Origin of the sequence: Mycobacterium sp. shizuoka-1 (assembly GCF_002723835.1) — a bacterium.
Lineage (GTDB): Bacteria > Actinomycetota > Actinomycetes > Mycobacteriales > Mycobacteriaceae > Mycobacterium.
The window spans coordinates 144,122-159,819 of the sequence record NZ_BEWG01000057.1 but is presented as its reverse complement, the minus strand read 5'-3'; the positions used below and the strand labels follow the sequence as shown (position 1 = coordinate 159,819).

The 15,698-nt window shown below is 69.5% G+C and carries 18 protein-coding genes; 8 read left to right on the top strand and 10 right to left on the bottom strand.

Annotated elements, in window-relative coordinates; translation table 11 throughout:
• Window positions 1–54 precede the first annotated feature (54 nt).
• Together MSZK_RS17575 and mtr are read left to right on the top strand one after the other, a co-directional pair.
• Window positions 55–1,014 (top strand): alpha/beta hydrolase, encoded by a 960-nt coding sequence (locus MSZK_RS17575; RefSeq protein WP_099249999.1) that lies wholly within the window; start codon window positions 55–57, stop codon window positions 1,012–1,014.
• Window positions 1,015–1,024: 10 nt separating this feature from the next.
• The gene (mtr, locus tag MSZK_RS17570; protein ID WP_099249962.1) at window positions 1,025–2,437 is read left to right on the top strand and encodes a mycothione reductase; all 1,413 of its coding nucleotides are present in this window, start codon (window positions 1,025–1,027) and stop codon (window positions 2,435–2,437) included.
• 3 nt (window positions 2,438–2,440) lie between these two features.
• On the opposite strand, the gene MSZK_RS17565 is transcribed toward mtr, so the two are convergent.
• The 5 genes from MSZK_RS17565 to MSZK_RS17545 form a co-directional block, all read right to left on the bottom strand.
• A complete protein-coding gene (locus tag MSZK_RS17565) occupies window positions 2,441–3,181 on the bottom strand; it encodes an energy-coupling factor ABC transporter ATP-binding protein (protein WP_099249998.1) in 741 nt (246 codons plus the stop codon).
• Window positions 3,178–3,954 carry a cobalt ECF transporter T component CbiQ gene (gene cbiQ, locus MSZK_RS17560; RefSeq protein WP_099249961.1) on the bottom strand — a complete coding sequence of 259 codons (777 nt, stop codon included), beginning with the start codon at window positions 3,952–3,954 and terminating at the stop codon, window positions 3,178–3,180. The genes MSZK_RS17565 and cbiQ overlap by 4 nt, the downstream gene beginning before the upstream one ends.
• A 1-nt stretch (window position 3,955) precedes the next feature.
• A complete protein-coding gene (locus MSZK_RS17555; RefSeq protein WP_099249960.1) occupies window positions 3,956–4,300 on the bottom strand; it encodes a PDGLE domain-containing protein in 345 nt (114 codons plus the stop codon).
• A complete protein-coding gene (locus MSZK_RS17550) occupies window positions 4,297–4,983 on the bottom strand; it encodes an energy-coupling factor ABC transporter permease (protein WP_099249959.1) in 687 nt (228 codons plus the stop codon). The genes MSZK_RS17555 and MSZK_RS17550 overlap by 4 nt, the downstream gene beginning before the upstream one ends.
• A gap of 127 nt (window positions 4,984–5,110) precedes the next feature.
• Window positions 5,111–5,455 carry a helix-turn-helix transcriptional regulator gene (locus tag MSZK_RS17545; RefSeq protein WP_099249958.1) on the bottom strand — a complete coding sequence of 115 codons (345 nt, stop codon included), beginning with the start codon at window positions 5,453–5,455 and terminating at the stop codon, window positions 5,111–5,113.
• A gap of 78 nt (window positions 5,456–5,533) precedes the next feature.
• On the opposite strand from MSZK_RS17545, the gene MSZK_RS17540 reads away from it, so the two are divergent.
• The 3 genes from MSZK_RS17540 to MSZK_RS17530 all read left to right on the top strand — a co-directional run bounded on the left by MSZK_RS17540 (window position 5,534) and on the right by MSZK_RS17530 (window position 7,377).
• Complete coding sequence (locus tag MSZK_RS17540; protein WP_099249957.1) at window positions 5,534–6,262, top strand: zf-HC2 domain-containing protein; 729 nt, start codon at window positions 5,534–5,536, stop codon at window positions 6,260–6,262.
• 215 nt (window positions 6,263–6,477) lie between these two features.
• Window positions 6,478–6,774 (top strand): hypothetical protein, encoded by a 297-nt coding sequence (locus tag MSZK_RS32400; protein ID WP_158230598.1) that lies wholly within the window; start codon window positions 6,478–6,480, stop codon window positions 6,772–6,774.
• Between the two features lie 33 nt (window positions 6,775–6,807).
• Window positions 6,808–7,377 carry a hypothetical protein gene (locus MSZK_RS17530; protein ID WP_099249956.1) on the top strand — a complete coding sequence of 190 codons (570 nt, stop codon included), beginning with the start codon at window positions 6,808–6,810 and terminating at the stop codon, window positions 7,375–7,377.
• A 56-nt stretch (window positions 7,378–7,433) separates the two neighbouring features.
• Here MSZK_RS17530 and MSZK_RS17525 read toward each other — a convergent pair whose 3' ends face one another.
• Complete coding sequence (locus MSZK_RS17525; RefSeq protein ID WP_099249955.1) at window positions 7,434–8,114, bottom strand: DUF5134 domain-containing protein; 681 nt, start codon at window positions 8,112–8,114, stop codon at window positions 7,434–7,436.
• Window positions 8,115–8,230: 116 nt separating this feature from the next.
• On the opposite strand from MSZK_RS17525, the gene MSZK_RS17520 reads away from it, so the two are divergent.
• Window positions 8,231–10,174, top strand: coding sequence for a cytochrome c oxidase assembly protein (locus tag MSZK_RS17520; RefSeq protein ID WP_099249954.1), 1,944 nt, complete (start codon window positions 8,231–8,233; stop codon window positions 10,172–10,174).
• Between the two features lies 1 nt (window position 10,175).
• Here MSZK_RS17520 and MSZK_RS17515 read toward each other — a convergent pair whose 3' ends face one another.
• The 3 genes from MSZK_RS17515 to MSZK_RS17505 all read right to left on the bottom strand — a co-directional run bounded on the left by MSZK_RS17515 (window position 10,176) and on the right by MSZK_RS17505 (window position 13,756).
• Window positions 10,176–10,784, bottom strand: coding sequence for a superoxide dismutase (locus MSZK_RS17515; RefSeq protein ID WP_099249953.1), 609 nt, complete (start codon window positions 10,782–10,784; stop codon window positions 10,176–10,178).
• Between the two features lie 475 nt (window positions 10,785–11,259).
• The gene (locus MSZK_RS17510) at window positions 11,260–11,478 is read right to left on the bottom strand and encodes a heavy-metal-associated domain-containing protein (RefSeq protein WP_099249952.1); all 219 of its coding nucleotides are present in this window, start codon (window positions 11,476–11,478) and stop codon (window positions 11,260–11,262) included.
• A gap of 19 nt (window positions 11,479–11,497) precedes the next feature.
• On the bottom strand, window positions 11,498–13,756 hold the full coding sequence (locus MSZK_RS17505) for a cation-translocating P-type ATPase (RefSeq protein WP_099249951.1): 2,259 nt from the start codon (window positions 13,754–13,756) through the stop codon (window positions 11,498–11,500).
• 133 nt (window positions 13,757–13,889) lie between these two features.
• On the opposite strand from MSZK_RS17505, the gene sigC reads away from it, so the two are divergent.
• The gene (gene sigC, locus MSZK_RS17500; RefSeq protein WP_099249950.1) at window positions 13,890–14,441 is read left to right on the top strand and encodes an RNA polymerase sigma factor SigC; all 552 of its coding nucleotides are present in this window, start codon (window positions 13,890–13,892) and stop codon (window positions 14,439–14,441) included.
• Between the two features lie 41 nt (window positions 14,442–14,482).
• Window positions 14,483–14,977 (top strand): hypothetical protein, encoded by a 495-nt coding sequence (locus tag MSZK_RS17495; RefSeq protein WP_142389949.1) that lies wholly within the window; start codon window positions 14,483–14,485, stop codon window positions 14,975–14,977.
• Here the strand turns inward: MSZK_RS17495 and MSZK_RS17490 are convergent.
• Window positions 14,974–15,696 carry a FadR/GntR family transcriptional regulator gene (locus tag MSZK_RS17490; RefSeq protein WP_099249997.1) on the bottom strand — a complete coding sequence of 241 codons (723 nt, stop codon included), beginning with the start codon at window positions 15,694–15,696 and terminating at the stop codon, window positions 14,974–14,976. The two genes, MSZK_RS17495 and MSZK_RS17490, sit on opposite strands and share 4 nt — an antisense overlap.
• Window positions 15,697–15,698 lie beyond the last annotated feature (2 nt).

Genomic DNA, 15,698 nt, shown 5'->3' with positions numbered 1-15,698 from the left:
GCAGCGCAGGCCGAATGGGCCGACGATGTCCTTCCCGGCTACCAACAGGCCACCATGGCTCTGGGGCCGGACCCCGACGGCGAGGGCGAACTGTTCGCCACGCTGGTCCGGCGCGCCGATGAGGCGCCCGCCGCGCACACCGTGCTGGCGGTGCACGGGTTCACCGATTACTTCTTCAACACCGAACTGGCCGAGCACTTCGCGGCGGCCGGCTTCCGGTTCTACGCGCTGGACCAACACAAGTGTGGCCGGTCCTGGCGCGACGGCCAGACCCCGCACTTCACCACCGATCTGGCCCGCTACGACCGGGAACTGGAACGGGCGGCGGCGGTCATCGCCACCGAGAACCCCGGCACGCAGATCCTGGTGTACGGCCATTCCGCGGGTGGTCTGATCGTCTCGCTGTGGCTCGACCGGGTGCGCAGGCGTAACGCGACGGGCTCGCTGTCGCTGGGCGGCCTGGTGCTCAACAGTCCCTGGCTAGACCTGCACGGCCCGGCGATCCTGCGGACCAGGCTGACCTCGACGGCGATCGGCGCGATGTCACGGGTCCGCAAGACCCGAGTGGTGCGCGGCACCAGCAAGGGCGGCTACGGGCTGACGCTGCACCGCGATTATCACGGCGAGTTCGAGTACAACCTGCAGTGGAAACCGCTGGGCGGGTTCCCGGTGACGTTCGGCTGGATCCACGCCATCCGCCGCGGGCATGCCACGTTGCATCGCGGCCTGGATGTCGGTGTGCCCAACCTGATTCTGCGGTCCGACCACAGCGTCACCGAGGGCACCGTGCCGGAGGCCATGCAGCGCGGGGACGCCGTGCTCGACGTCACCCAGATCGCGCGCTGGGCCGGCTGTATCGGCAACCGCACCACCGTCGTCCCGGTGCGCGACGCCAAGCACGACGTGTTCTTGTCGCTGGCGCAGCCTCGCGCCGCGGCGTATCGGGAATTGGCCGGCTGGCTCGACGACTACCGAGCGCATCACACGGCCGGATCGGCCACCGGCCGGGGATAAGGGGAATGCGTTGGAGCACTACGACATTGCGATCATCGGGACCGGGTCGGGCAACTCGATCCTCGACGAGCGCTACGCCGGCAAGAAGGTCGCGATCTGCGAGCAGGGGGTGTTCGGCGGCACCTGCCTGAACGTGGGATGCATCCCGACGAAGATGTTCGTCTACGCCGCGGAGGTGGCCCAGACCGTGCGCGACGCCGCCCGGTTCGGTGTCGACGCCCACGTCGACGGCGTGCGCTGGCCCGACATCGTGTCGCGGGTGTTCGGCCGCATCGACCCGCTGGCGATCGGCGGCGAGAACTACCGGCGCTCCTCGCCCAACGTCACGGTCTACGACAGCCACACCCGCTTCACCGGGCGCACCGAATCGGGCTACCGGTTGCGCACCGACGACGGCGCGGAGTTCACTGCCGAGCAGGTGGTGATCGCCGCCGGCGCGCGGGCGATGGTTCCCGAGGCGATCGCCGGCTGCGGCGTGGAGGTGCACACCAGCGACACCATCATGCGGATTCCCGAACTTCCCGAACACCTGGTGATCATCGGTGGCGGGTTCGTCGCCGCCGAATTCGCGCACGTGTTCTCCGCCTTGGGCACTCGGGTGACGATCGTGATCCGCGGGGCCGGCATGCTGTCGCACTGCGACGACACGATCTGCGAACGGTTCACCGACATCGCCGCCAAGAAGTGGGAGATCCGCTTTCACCGCAACATGATCGGCGCGACCCAGGACGGGTCGCAGGTGGTCGTCGAACTCGACGACGGCTCCACCCTGCGCGCAGACGCGGTGCTGGTGGCGACCGGCCGGATTCCCAACGGAGACCTGATGGACCTGGACCTGGCCGGGGTGGAACTCGACGAGGACGGCCTCGTTGTGGTCGACGAGTATCAACGGACCACGGCGCGAGGCGTTTTCGCACTCGGTGACGTCAGCTCGCACTACCAGCTCAAGCACGTCGCCAACCACGAGGCCCGGGTGGTCCGGCACAACCTCTTGCACGACTGGGACGACACCGAGAACCTGATGCCGTCGGATCACCGGTTCGTGCCGTCGGCGGTGTTCACCGACCCGCAGATCGCGTGTGTCGGGCTCACCGAAAACGAGGCCCGGGCGGCCGGCTACGACATCAAGGTCAAGGTCCAGGATTTCGCCGATGTGGCCTACGGCTGGGCGATGGAAGACAGCACCGGCATCGCCAAGATCGTGGTCGAGCGCGACAGTGGCACGATCCTGGGCGCCCACATCATGGGCCACCAGGCGTCGTCACTGATCCAGCCACTGATCCAGGCGATGAGTTTCGGGCTGGCCGGCCAGGACATGGCCCGCGGCCAGTACTGGATCCACCCGGCGTTGCCCGAGGTGATCGAGAACGCCTTGCTGGCGCTCTGTGGCGAGCCGCCGTGGCCGCCGTCGCGCCGGCACTGAATCTCAGCGCGCGGGGACGACGAAGCCCCAGGGCAGTTCGAGGCGGTGGGCGGCCAGCAGTTCGCTGTCGGAGAGCACCGCAGTGACGGTGTCGTCGGCCACCACCACCCCGCCGTCCAGCACGATCGCCCGATCACACAGCTGGGCGGCATAGGGCAGGTCGTGGGTGACGATCACCATGGTGGCCGGCAGGCTCGCCAGCGTCTCGGCGAGCTCGCGCCGGGCCACCGGGTCGAGGTTGGCCGACGGCTCGTCGAGCACCAGGATCTCCGGTTCACAAGCCAGCACGGTGGCCAGCGCCGCACGCCTGCGCTGACCGCCGGACAGGTGCGCGGGACTGCGGTCGGCATGCTCGGTCATCGACACCACATCCAGCGCGGCGGCCACCCGGGCCGCCAACTCGTCGCCGGTCACCCCGAAGTTGGCCGGTCCGAACGCGACGTCCTGGGCCACCGTCGGCATGAACAACTGATCGTCGGGGTCCTGGAACACCAGTCCCACCCGGCGCCGGATGTCGCGAAGGGTCTTGCGGGTCAACGGGATACCGCTGATCTCTATCGCGCCCGAGGTCGCGGCGAGCACGCCGTTGAGATGCAGCATCAGGGTGGTCTTGCCCGCGCCGTTGGGCCCGAGGATCGCCACCCGCTCGCCGGGGGCGATGCACAGGTCGACCCCGTCGAGCGCGACGCGCCCGTCCGGGTAGCGGTGGTGCAGACCCTCGACGCGGATCGCCGGCGCGCTCATCGCAGCACCCACGCCGAGGCCGCCACCGTGGCCGCCGCCACCGCCGGTGTCAGCGCGTACGCCCACTGCGCGCCCGACGCGCGCGGCCCGGCGCCGACGATCGCCAGCTCCGGCACCTTGCCGTCGAAGCCGCGCGAGGTCATGGCCAGGTAGACACGCTCACCACGTTCGTAGGACCGCAGGAACAGCGCGCCAACCCCTTTGGCGATCGCCCCGATCTGATGGATGGCGCGCGGCGAGTCACCGCGGGAGATCCGGGCCATCCGCATCCGGCTCACCTCGGCCGACAGCAGGTCGACGTAGCGGATCATCAGCACCAGCATCGAGGTCACCAGTCCGGGCATGCCGAGCCGGCTCAGCGCCAGCGGCAGCTCGCGCGCCGACGTGGTGGCCGCGACCGTGAGCGACGCCGCCACCCCCAGCGTCCCTTTGACGACGATCCCCCAGGCCGCCCACAGCCCGGTCACCGACAGCCCGACGCCGGCGACCTCGACACGCTCGCCGCCTTCGGCGAACGGGAGCAGCACGGCCAGCACGACGAACGGTGCCTCGATGAGCATCCGCGGCAGGATCCAGCGCAGCGGGATACCGGCGAGCCGCCACACCACCAGCACGATCGCGGCGTAGACGGCGAACGGCCAGATCATCTCGCGCGGGGTGGCCACGACCGCGAGGACGAACAGCACCAAGCCGGCGATCTTCACCTCGGCGGGCGCGCGGTGCACCGCCGATTCGCCGTCCCGATAGAGCGGGTGGGAGTGCCCGGCGCCCATCTCAGCCCTTCGAACGGCGAGTGCGCGCAATCAACCAGAACGCACCGAAGGCGATGGCCAGCACCACGACGGCGCCGATGATTCCGGCCGGCCCATTGGTGTCGGCGTGGCCGAAAATCGTGTAGTCGGCCAGCGGCGACGTCGACATCGAGTGCTCGGTCGCGTGCTGGGCGATGCAGTTTCCGGTGAGTTGCTCGCCGTGCGCGGTCTCGACGACCTGGCAGCCCTGAAGCGTCGCCGAATCCAGTCCGTCCGGACTGGAACTGGCGAAGTAGGACACCACGCCGGCGATCAGCAGGATCGCGGCACCGAAGGCCGCCCAGAATGCCCAGCGCCGGGTGTTCACAGGGTCACCGCCGCGCGGTCACGGTCGCGCCGAAGCAGGTAGACGAGATCCGGACGGGACCGCGCGACGGCCATCACCGTGACGGCGGTGATCAGCCCCTCCCCGATTCCGATCAGGACGTGGGTGCCGAACATGTAGGCGGCGACCGTTCCCAGTGCGGTCGGCGCGGCACCACCGATCGCGTACTCCACGACGAAGCCCATTGCGGCACAGACCGTTCCGATCAGGGCCGAAAGGAAACCGACGACCCCCAGCGCCGGCACCGAGGCCTCGCGGCGGCGCCGCCGCACCAGGGCGTACAACACCAGGGCCGCCGAATAGCCGGCCGTCACCCCGATCAGCGCCATGTTGGTGATATTCATCCCCAGGGCGGTCACCCCGCCGTCGGCGAACAGCAGCGACTGGACCACCAGCACGATCGTGATGCACAGCACGCCGGTGTACGGGCCGACCAGGATCGCGGCCAGGGCGCCGCCGAGCAGGTGGCCGCTGACTCCCGGCAGGATCGGGAAGTTGATCATCTGGACGGCGAAGATGAAGGCCGCGACCAGCCCGGCCAGCGGAACGGTGCGCTCGTCGAGTTCGGTGCGCGCCCGCCAGCCGCAGAAGCCGACCACCGCGATGGCCAGGAGCCCGAAGACCACCGACGTGGGCGCGTTGACCAGGCCGTCACTCATGTGCATCGCCGTGATCCGGACGCTCAAAGGTGCCTCCTCGCGATGACGGCGGTGTCCCCGTCCCGAGTGGGAAGCCTATGCCCGCGCCCGGTCATCTGTCTACCTGTACAGATATTCGGGTGAACCGATCGCGCTATTCGGCGTGAACGTCGGAGTGCGCGGCGCCGATCCAGTGCAACAGGTCGTGCACGGTGTGATCCTCCAGGCGGTAGCTCACCTGCCGGCCCACCCGTGTGGAGCTGACCCAGCCCTGTTGACGCAGCACGCGCAGCGCTTGCGAGACAGCGTTTTCCGATCGGCTCACCGCTGCCGCCAGGTCACCGACGCAGATCCCGGGGGCCCGGTGCAGCCCGAGCAGAATCTCCAGCCGGTGCGGGTCGGAGAGCAGATCGAAGCGCTGGGTCCAGCCGTGGATGTCGACGTCGGCCAGCGCGGACGAGGCACGCTCGACCTTGCCCTCATCTCCCGGCCCGTCCATGAATAGGAATCTAGCCCAGGAGGCCGATTGCGCCCGGGACGCTGGAACAATCCAGGCCGGATAGGCGACTATTGCAACGTGGACTGCACTGTCGCCCAGGAGGCGTTGTCAGCCCGGATCGACGGCGAACGCGAACCTGTTCCCGCCGCCCGGGTCGACGAGCATCTCGCCACCTGCGCTGCCTGCGGCGACTGGTATGCGCAGGCCGTCGAGCAGACCCAGCTGCTGCGGCGCCTGGCCGGCCGCTCCCAGGTGGCGGCCGTCGCGGCCCCCGGCGAGCGGCCCGCGGCGTCGCGGGCGTCCCGTCGGCTGCCGGCGAGTGCCACCTGGCTGCGCTGGACGCTGGGACTGGTCGGGCTGATCCAACTGGGACTGGCGATCGCCCAGGCCGCCGGCGCCGGCATCGGCACGGCGGCGCCCGGGCATCACGCGATGATGGGCGGACACCTGCTCAACGAATCGACCGCATGGTCGGCGGCATTGGGCGTCGTCATGATCGTCGCGGCGGCGCGCCCCGCGGCGGCCGCCGGCCTGGCCGGCGTGCTGGCGGTGTTCACCGCGATCCTCACCGGATACGTCGTGAGCGACGCGGCGTCGGGTGCGGTGGGCCTGGACCGCATCCTGTCGCACCTGCCGGTCCTGGCCGGGACGGTGCTGGCGCTGCTGGTATGGCGCGACGCCCGCACCCCCGGTCCGGCGCCGCGATCTGACGCCGTGGGCGTCACCGCCGATGTGGTGTTGCCCGACAACGCCTCTCGGGGTCGACGACGCGGGCACCTCTACCCCACCGACGGTTCGGCAGCCTGATCTCGCGGGAACTTTCCCGGACGCGCGGCGACCAATTGTCTGTGCGTTTCCTGATCGCCTGCTGTGACGCGTCAGCGGTCACCGCAGCCGCTCGGGAATCCGCACGAAGTTGATACCGACAACACAGGTTGGGCCGGGGACACGCGCGCAGACATCTGCGCCCAAGTACTACATATCGTAGTAGATCCGCCGCCCCGCGAACACGGGAGATGCGCATGACACAGGGACGACCACGTGTGCCGAGGCTGCTCGGCACGCTGATCGCGGCCGCGGCGTTGACGCTGGCCGCGCCGGGAATCGCGGCCGCACACCCGGGCCACGATCACGGTGGCTCGGACTCGGGTGGCAGCAGCAGTAGTGGCTCCGGTGGCGGCGCCGCCAAGAGCGGGAGCGCCAAGACCGGCGGCGGAACCGGCGCGAGCGGATCGGCCGGCGCGGGCGGCTCGAAGAACGTCTGCGCCGACCCGGAAGCCCGCACCACGACAGCCGCATGTGACAGCCAGAAGCGCTGACCGACAACACATTCGACGAAAGGCATTGACCACATGAGAACCCTTGACACCCAGCGACATCGCGTCTTCACCGGCACCGTATTGGGCGGGGCCGCGCTGGCCACCGTGCTGATGGTGGCCACTCCTGCGGCGGGGATCGCCTCGGCGCACGGCTACAGCACGCCGTCGGGCGACGCGGTCGGCCGGCCCGGCTTCGGCTCGGAGACCACGCCGGGCAATCCGGCGCCCGGCATCCGGGCGATCCAGGCGCTCGGCGACCGGGTGTTCAACCAGAACACCGCATTCACCAAGGCGTTGGACGACTCTCCGCTCGGGGCGAATTACCACAGTGCATTCGGCACCCCCAATTACGCCCATCCCACCCACGGCACGAACGGCACGGTGACGGGCCTGCTCAACGGCGGTTTGATCAAGACCACCTACGACGCACTGCAGGCCAAGGGTGTGGCGCTACCGGACGAGGCCAATTTGTCCGCTTCGGTGATTCGCCAGCTCAGCGGCCACCACGTCACGGCCACTCCGCACCGTTCAGCGTCCTCGACGGCGAAGTCGTGCACCGTGCGGGCGGCGCAGACATCGCTGCGGGCGCAGGGGTCCTGCTAGCCCACCAGTGCACTGCTGTGGCCCGGCCGACGGCCGGGCCACAGTTCGTCGTCGCGCTAGAGCATCACGCCGAACATGATCGCCATGCCGGCCGCCATCATCGACTGACACAGAAACCCCAGCGGCACGCCGGCATCGGCGGGTTCGCGGTCCATGCGCGCCGCGAGGTACCGGAACAGCCAATACACCGCTGCCACCGCGAAACCCACGGCGCACACCCAGTTCAGCGTGGTGATGTAGACCGGGTAACTGGCGCCGGAGCCGGCCGTCCCGGTCATATCCATCCCCGGCATGTCCATTCCTGGCATGTTCATCCCGGCGTGCCCGGCATGACCCGAGCCCCCCGCCGCCGAACCCGTATCTGACGGATTGCCGACATAGGTCGACTGGCCGGGCAACAGGTGGCCGTTCATGACCGCATACATCCAAGCCATCGCGAGCATCATCAGCGCGTGGTAGCTGCCGGCGATCCGATGCCCGGCGCCGATCGGGCCGGCCGTGACGACGACGAACCAGCCGGTCGCGAAGAGGAAGAACACCATCGGCGCGACAGTGGGCAGCGCGGCACCCGACGGCCAGGCCATCACCGCCATCGCGACGGCCATGGCAACGTGCAGCAACTGGCCGATCACGGTCACCGGCCGCCGGTTGCCGACCGCAAGGGCATACAGGCACTCCGCGGCGCCGAGAACGAACAGGATGGTGACCAACCACCGCAGCGTGAGGTCTGCAATCACCGGCCCAACTCCTTACGTCGACTCGTCGTCCGCGCCTCAGCAATGGTCGACCCATCGCACCAGAAAGTTCCCACCACGGCGACTCGACTACGACGGGCAGTCGTAGACTTTCGACGATGGAGTCGACCCAGGCAGCCGCCCGGCCGGCGGGTCGGTGGATCCTCGCCGGTTACCTGGCCATGGTCGCCGCGCTGGCCGGCCACGCCGCCGTCACCGGCGCCAGCCGGTTCAGCGCGACCGGTGATTCGTATCCGGGCGCCGCGACCAGCGTCGCTGAGGTCGTGGGCTATTTCACCGCCACCCTGGCCGCCGCGATCTGTCTCGGCGCGCTGGTCTTCGTCGTGATCACCGCGGAGCCCGACGACCGCGGTGTGCTGGATCCGGCGTCGTTCCGGGTCCACCTGATGGCCGAACGCCTGGCACCACTGTGGTTGGTGAGCTCGCTGGCGATGGTGCTGATCCAATCGGCGAACGCCGCCGGGGTGCCGTTGAGCCGCCTGATCGGCGGCGCGGGCATCGGAAGTGCGCTCGGCGCCTCGGAAATGGCTCGCGGATGGATCGCCGTTGCGGTGGCCGCCGCCGTCGTGACCATCTCACTGCGGCTCACGGTCCGCTGGGTCTGGCACGCCGCACTGGTGATCCCCACGCTGATCGGGGTGATCGTGCTGCCGGTCAGCGGCAACGCCGGACAGGGGCCCGATCACGACTACGCGACCAGTGCCGCCATCGTGTTCGCGCTCGCCCTCGCGGTGTTGACCGGAGTCAAGGTCAGCGCCGTCGTCTCCCCGCCGACGGCCGAGCTGCGCCGGCGCGTGCTGGTCGTCGAGGTCGCCGCGGGCGCGGTGGCGCTGGTGTACGGCGCGCTGCTGCTGTTCCTCCTGGCCACCCCGGCGGGGCTGACCGGCTCGGATTACGGCCGACTCGGAGTGCTGGCCGGGGCCGCCCTGCTGTTCGGCTGGCTTTTCGACGTCGGCCGGCTTCGGTCCGCCCGCGGCGTCACCCTGGCCGGTGCCCTGGCTGCCGTCCTTGCGGTGGCGGCCGTGTCCGCGATGGCCGTGCAGACGGCGCCGCGGCTGCTGGCCCACCAGTTCACCGCGTGGGACGTGTTCCTGGGATACCAGCTGCCCGATCCCCCCAGTGCGGTTCGGCTGCTGACCGTGTGGCGCTTCGACGTTCTGCTCGGGATGGCCGCGGTGGCGCTGGCGGCCGCATACCTGATCGGGGTCGTGCGGCTGCGCCGCCGCGGTGACAGCTGGCCGCCGGGACGCACGGTGGCATGGCTGTTCGGTTGCGCGGCATTCTTGTTCGCCACCGGGTCGGGCGTGCGCGCCTACGGGTCGGCGATGTTCAGCGTGCACATGTCCGAGCACATGGCACTGAACATGTTCATTCCGGTCTTCCTCGTGCTGGGAGCACCGATCACTTTGGCCCTACGTGCGCTGCCCGTCGCCGGCGCCGGCCACCCGCCAGGACCGCGGGAATGGCTGTTGTGGCTGGTGCATTCGCCGATATCGCGGTTCCTGTCCCACCCGGCAACGGCGTTCGTCCTGTTCGTCGGCTCGCTCTATGCCGTGTACTTCACCCCGCTGTTCGACACGCTGGTGCGGTACCACTGGGGCCACGAGTTCATGAGCCTGCACTTCCTGATCACCGGATATCTGTTCTTCTGGGGCATCATCGGTATCGATCCGGGACCCAAGCGCCTGCCGTTCATCGGACGACTCGGCATGCTGTTCGCGGTGATGCCGTTCCACGCGTTCTTCGGTATCGCGACGATGACCATGACGTCGGTGCTGGGCGGAACGTTCTACCGCAACCTCGATCTGCCATGGCTGGGCAGCCTCAACGACGACCAGCACCTGGGTGGGGCGATCGCTTGGGGCTCAAGTGAACTGCCGATCATTGTCGTGGTGGTGGCACTGGTCGTGCAGTGGACCCGTCAGGACCGCCGGACCGCCGCACGCACCGACCGGCACGCCGACGCGCACTACGACGACGACCTCGACGCCTACAACGCGATGCTGCGCAAGCTGGCCGAGAACCGGGGCGGCGCGGGCTGAGCTAACCGCGTTTCGCGGCGGCAGCACCGAACCGGTCCTGCACGTCGGCCCAGTTGACGACGTTCCAAAATGCTTTCACGTAGTCGGCTTTGACGTTCTTGTACTGCAGGTAATAGGCGTGTTCCCACATGTCGACCTGCAGCAGGGGCACGATCCCGACCGGCACGTTGGCCTGCTGGTCGTAGAGCTGGAACGTCAGCAGGGTGCCGCCGAGGGGCTCGTACCCGAGCACCGCCCAACCGGAACCCTGCAATCCGTTGGCCGCCGCGGTGAACTGGGAGCGGAACGCATCGAATGACCCGAACGCGTCGTCGATGGCGGCGGCCAGCTCCCCGACAGGTTTGTCGCCGCCGTTGGGAGACAGGTTCTTCCACCAGATCGAGTGGTTCACGTGCCCGCCGAGATGAAACGCCAGGTTCTTCTCGTGCAGGAATATCGCCGCATGATCATCCTTGAAGCGAGCTTCCTCGAGCTTGGCCAAGGTGTCGTTGAGCCCCTTGACGTAGGTCGCGTGGTGCTTGCTGTGGTGGATCTCGTTGATCTCGCCGGAGATGTGCGGCTCCAGAGCGCCGTAGTCGTAATCCAGCTCGGGCAAGGTGTACTCGGCCATGCACAGTCCTCTCTGCGGGCACCAGACGGGAAGATCATCAGTCTAGCTGTTCAGATGAACATATGTTAGGTTGGCCGCAGGCAGGCCGGGCGCGAGCCACGACGTCGATGCAGCACATCGCCACGCCCTCGATTCCCGATGGCAGCTCGCGACCGACCTGCCGGCAGCACGAACTCAGATATGCCGCTGTAGCGGCGAAAATTCCTGTCCGGAAACGCCGTTCACCCCACCGGCGCCGGAGACGATCACCGCGCGGCACGACAGCCGCGGGCCGACCTCAGGAAATGGCGACTATGTCACCTTCGACATCTGCTGCCCGCAGCACGTTTCGGCGTGGTCGCTGGCAGACTTGCAACAGGGGCAAGGCTTTTCGTAGACGATGGTGGCTCCGCACTCGCCACACTGATACCGCTCGCCTGCTGTTCGGGACATCATTGTCTCCTTCTGACGTGGGGACTCCATCGTGGCAGCCGTATCAGCCCACGACGGCGAATTCGCCCTCTTCCTCGAGCGCGGTACGAACCTGCTCGACGCTGAGGTCGGTGGCGGACTCGACCCGGACCGTGGAGGCGCCGTCGGCGTCCAGGTCCACCTCGACGGCGCTGACCGCGGGCAGTGCGGTCAACGCGCCGCTCACCGCCCGCACACAGCTCTGACAATGCAGGCCGGTAACCAGGAAGGTCTGCTGGGACATCTGATCTGCCTTTCGGTGACTAGCGGGCGTCGAAGTTGCGCAACCGCAGACTGTTCGACACGACGAAGAACGACGAGAACGCCATCGCCGCACCGGCGATCAGCGGGTTGAGCAGTCCGGCCGCGGCGATCGGAACGGCCGCCACGTTGTAGCCGAATGCCCAGAACAGATTGGTCCGGATCGTGCGCATCGTGGCGCGGGCGAGGTCGAGAGCCTGCGGGACGATGTCAAGATCGTCGCGCACCAGGATGATGTCGGCCGCACCGATCGCCACGTCGGTCCCACGCCCGATTGCCAGACCGAGATCCGCCGACGCCAGCGCGGGCCCGTCGTTGATCCCGTCGCCGACCATGGCGACCACCCGGCCCTGCTCACGCAGCTGCTCGATCACGTCGACCTTGCCTTCGGGGAGCACCTCGGCGATGACCTCGTCGATCCCGACCACCGCCGCCACCGCACCGGCTGCGGTGGCGTTGTCCCCCGTCAGCAGCACGGTGCGCAGTCCCCGGCTGTGCAGCGCGGCCACCGCACCGGCCGCCGAGTCCTTGACCGCATCGGCCACCGCGATCGCCCCGCACACCTGGTCGTCGACGGCCACCAAAACGACTGTCTCACCACGTGATTCACCGCTGCGGCGAGCCGACTGGACGGCGGCGGGCACCGCGGCACGCTCGGCGACCCAAGACGGGCGGCCGACGCGCACCTGCCGGCCGGAGACAGTGCCGGTCACCCCGCGCCCGGCATGCGATCTGAAATCCTCCACCGGCCGACGCTGTTCGGTGGCCGTGGCGATGGCGACCGCGACGGCATGCTCGGAGGCCACCTCGACCGCGGCGGCCAGCGCCAGGACCTCGGTGAGGTCCCAGCCGTCGGCGGCGGTCACCTCGGTGACGGCCAGGTGCCCCGTCGTCAGGGTTCCGGTCTTGTCGAACACCACGGTGTCCACGGCGCGGATCGCCTCCAGCGCCCGGTACCCCTTGAGGAAGATGCCCAGCTGGGCCCCCCGCCCGGAAGCCACCATCATCGCGGTCGGGGTCGCCAGCCCCAGCGCGCAGGGGCAGGCGATCACCAGCACGGCCAGGGCCGCCGAAAACGCGCGGTCGGCGTCGGCGCCGGCCAACAACCAGCCGGTGGCCGTCAGGGCCGCGATCGCGAACACCGCGGGCACGAACACACCCGCGATCCGGTCGGCCAGCCGTTGCGCGTCGGCCTTCTGCGCCTGTGCCTCCTCGACCAGCCGCACCATCCCGGCGAACCGCGTGTCGGCACCCACCGCGGCGGCTTCGACGATCAGCCGGCCGTCGAGCACCACCGTCCCGCCGATCACCGGATCACCCGGGTTCGCGCGCGCCGGCTTGGCCTCGCCGGTCATGGCACTCATGTCGATCGCGGCGCTGCCCTCGGCCACCAGCCCGTCGGCGGCGATCGTCTCGCCGGGGCGCACCACGAACCGTTGCTGCTCCTTGAGTTCGTCGGCGGGCAGCACCATCTCGGTGCCGTCGGCCAGCAGCACCGACACGTTCTTGGCGCTCAGCGCCGCCAGCGCCCGCAACGCGCTGCCCGCGCGCGATTTCGCCTTCGCCTCGAAATACCGGCCGGCCAGGATGAACACCGTGACACCGGCGGCGACCTCCAGGTAGATGGCGTCGCTGCCCACCAGCGCCTGCCAGATGCCGTCGGTCTGCCGGCTGCGGTGCCCGACGAAGATCGTGTACAGCGACCACAGGGTGGCCGCGGTGACGCCGACCGAGATCAGGGTTTCCATCGAGGCGGCGCCGTGACGGGCGTTGCGCAGCGCGACCCGGTGGAACGGCCAGGCCGCCCAGGTGACGATCGGTGCCGCCAGCGCGGTCAGCACCCACTCCCAGCCGGCGAACCGGGTGCTCGGGACGACCGCGAACATCACCGACAGGTCGGCCAGCGGCACGAACAACACCGCGGCGATGGCCAGCCTGCGCAGCAGGTTACGGGCCAGTTGATCGTCGGGGTCCACCGGCGCGGCCGGTGAGGCCGAACGTGGGGCAGCGTCGTAGCCGGCCTTGCGGATCACCGCGCACAGGTCGTCGGCCGCCACCGCATCGGGGACGTCGACGCTGGCCACCCGCGTGGCGTAGTTCACCGAGGCGCGCACGCCGTCGAGCTTGTTGAGTTTGGTCTCGATCCGCGCCGCACAGGCCGCGCAGGACATTCCCGAGACGTCGAGTTCGACCCGGTGCACCTGTCCCTGCGCGCCGGCCGCGTCCGTGGCGGCTGGACCGCCCACGACGGATGCCGTCATCGCCCTCCTTGGCTCAGTGGTGCCCGGGTGTTGGTCGGCGCACGAGGCCGATCGGTTCCCGAGACTCCCAAAATACGCTTCGGTCCGGCCCCCCAGATGTGCCGGTCGCGGTCATCCCCTACTCTCACTGACCGTGGGCGAACGCGACGACGACCAGGTGACCGTGCTGGCCCTGGCCGCCGGGCGCGGCGATTCGGCCGCCCTCGATGCGTTCATCAAGGCCACTCAGCGCGACGTCTGGCGCACCGTCGCATTCCTGGGTGATCCGGGTCACGCCGACGACCTCACCCAGGAGACCTTCCTGCGCGCGCTCGGGGCGCTGCCCCGGTTCTCCGGCCGCTCGTCGGCACGCACGTGGTTGATGTCGATCGCCCGCCGAGTGGTCATCGACCAGATCCGGCGCAATCAGGCCCGGCCGCGGACGAACTCGGCGGTCGATCTGGAGCAGGTGCTCGACACCAGGCCCAGCGCCGCTCGATTCGAGGACATCGTCGAGATCCGGATGTTGCTCGACGGCCTGGACACCGACCGCCGCGACGCCCTGATGCTGACCCAGGTGCTCGGCCTGTCCTATGCCGAAGCGGCCGAGGTCTGCGGCTGCCCGGTGGGCACGATCCGGTCCCGGGTCGCCCGCGCCCGCGAGGACATGATCAGCGCCGCGCACCGCGACGACCAGGTCGGTTGAGCGGCCGGGAACCAGCGCCCCGACCGGTACGACCAGTGAACGTGTCCCGCCGTAGCGCCTCCCCCGTCGATCCGATGTTGCGCCAGATCTGGCGGCGGGTGCTCGACGAGGTGTGGATGAGCCGACCGGCGCGCCTGGTCACCCTCGCCGTTGCCGCCGGATCGGTCGGCGCGGCGACGACCGGCTGGGCCGAGATCAGCGACGCGCCGGCGGCCCGGATCCCGATCTGCCTGGTGGCCGCTGCGATGTCTCTGCTGGCCGCCGCGGCGTCGGTCATCGCGGTGACCGTCCGGCACTTCCGGTGGTGTTGGGTGGCCGGTGCGGTCAGCGGGTTGGCGACCGTGACCGGCGTCGGCGTCATCTGGTGGCATCAGAGCGCACCTCCTGGGCAGACGCAGGGGCCCACGGCCTGGATGGTGATCGCGGCGCTGTGCGCGGCATGGCTCACCGCGACGTGGATTCGGGTCATCACCACCCCGCTCGAGCGCTCTCAGCCCGATCTCCGCATGGCCGGGCCGCTGGTCCGCGGCAGCTAGTCCAGGAAGCCGTGCAGCAGGGCCGCCGAGCCGGCGACGTGGGCCTGCATCGCGGTGGCGGCCGCATCGGGGTCGCCGGCCAGAATCGCGATCACGATCGCCTCGTGTTGTTCGTCGGAATGCGCAATGTTGCGGCGCAGCAACGGTATCTGGTCCAGCAGCGCATTCAGGCGCATCCGGTTCTCGGCCACCAGCGGCACCAGCGACGCCGATCCGGCGGCCTCGGCGATCGCCAGATGCAGGCGGGAGTCCAGCCGCCGGTAGTCCTCGGCACACGCGCAGCGCACGTCGGTCATCCGCGACCACAGCCCGTCGCGCTCGGCGGCGGTCAGCGTGCGGGTGGCCGCCATCCGGGCGGCACCGACTTCGAGGATCTCCCGCAATCGCAGGGCGTCGTCGATGTCGGCCCTGCTGAAGCGCACCACTCCCTCGGTCTGCGCGGGCAATGACTCGGCCAGGAAGGTGCCGCCGTAGCGGCCGCGCCGCGACACCAGGTAGCCGGCGTCGGCCAGCGACTTGATCGCCTCGCGGACGGTGTCACGGCTGACCCCGAGGCGCGCGGCCAGCTCCCGTTCGGGTGGCAGCGAATCGCCCGGCGTCAGCACGCCGAGTTTGATGGTCTGCAGCAGCCGCCCGACGGTGTCCTCGAACGCGTTGCCCAGCCGCACCGGACGCAGCAGAGCCTCGGAGGCCTGCTGCGGTTCCGGTTCGGCCGTCACGC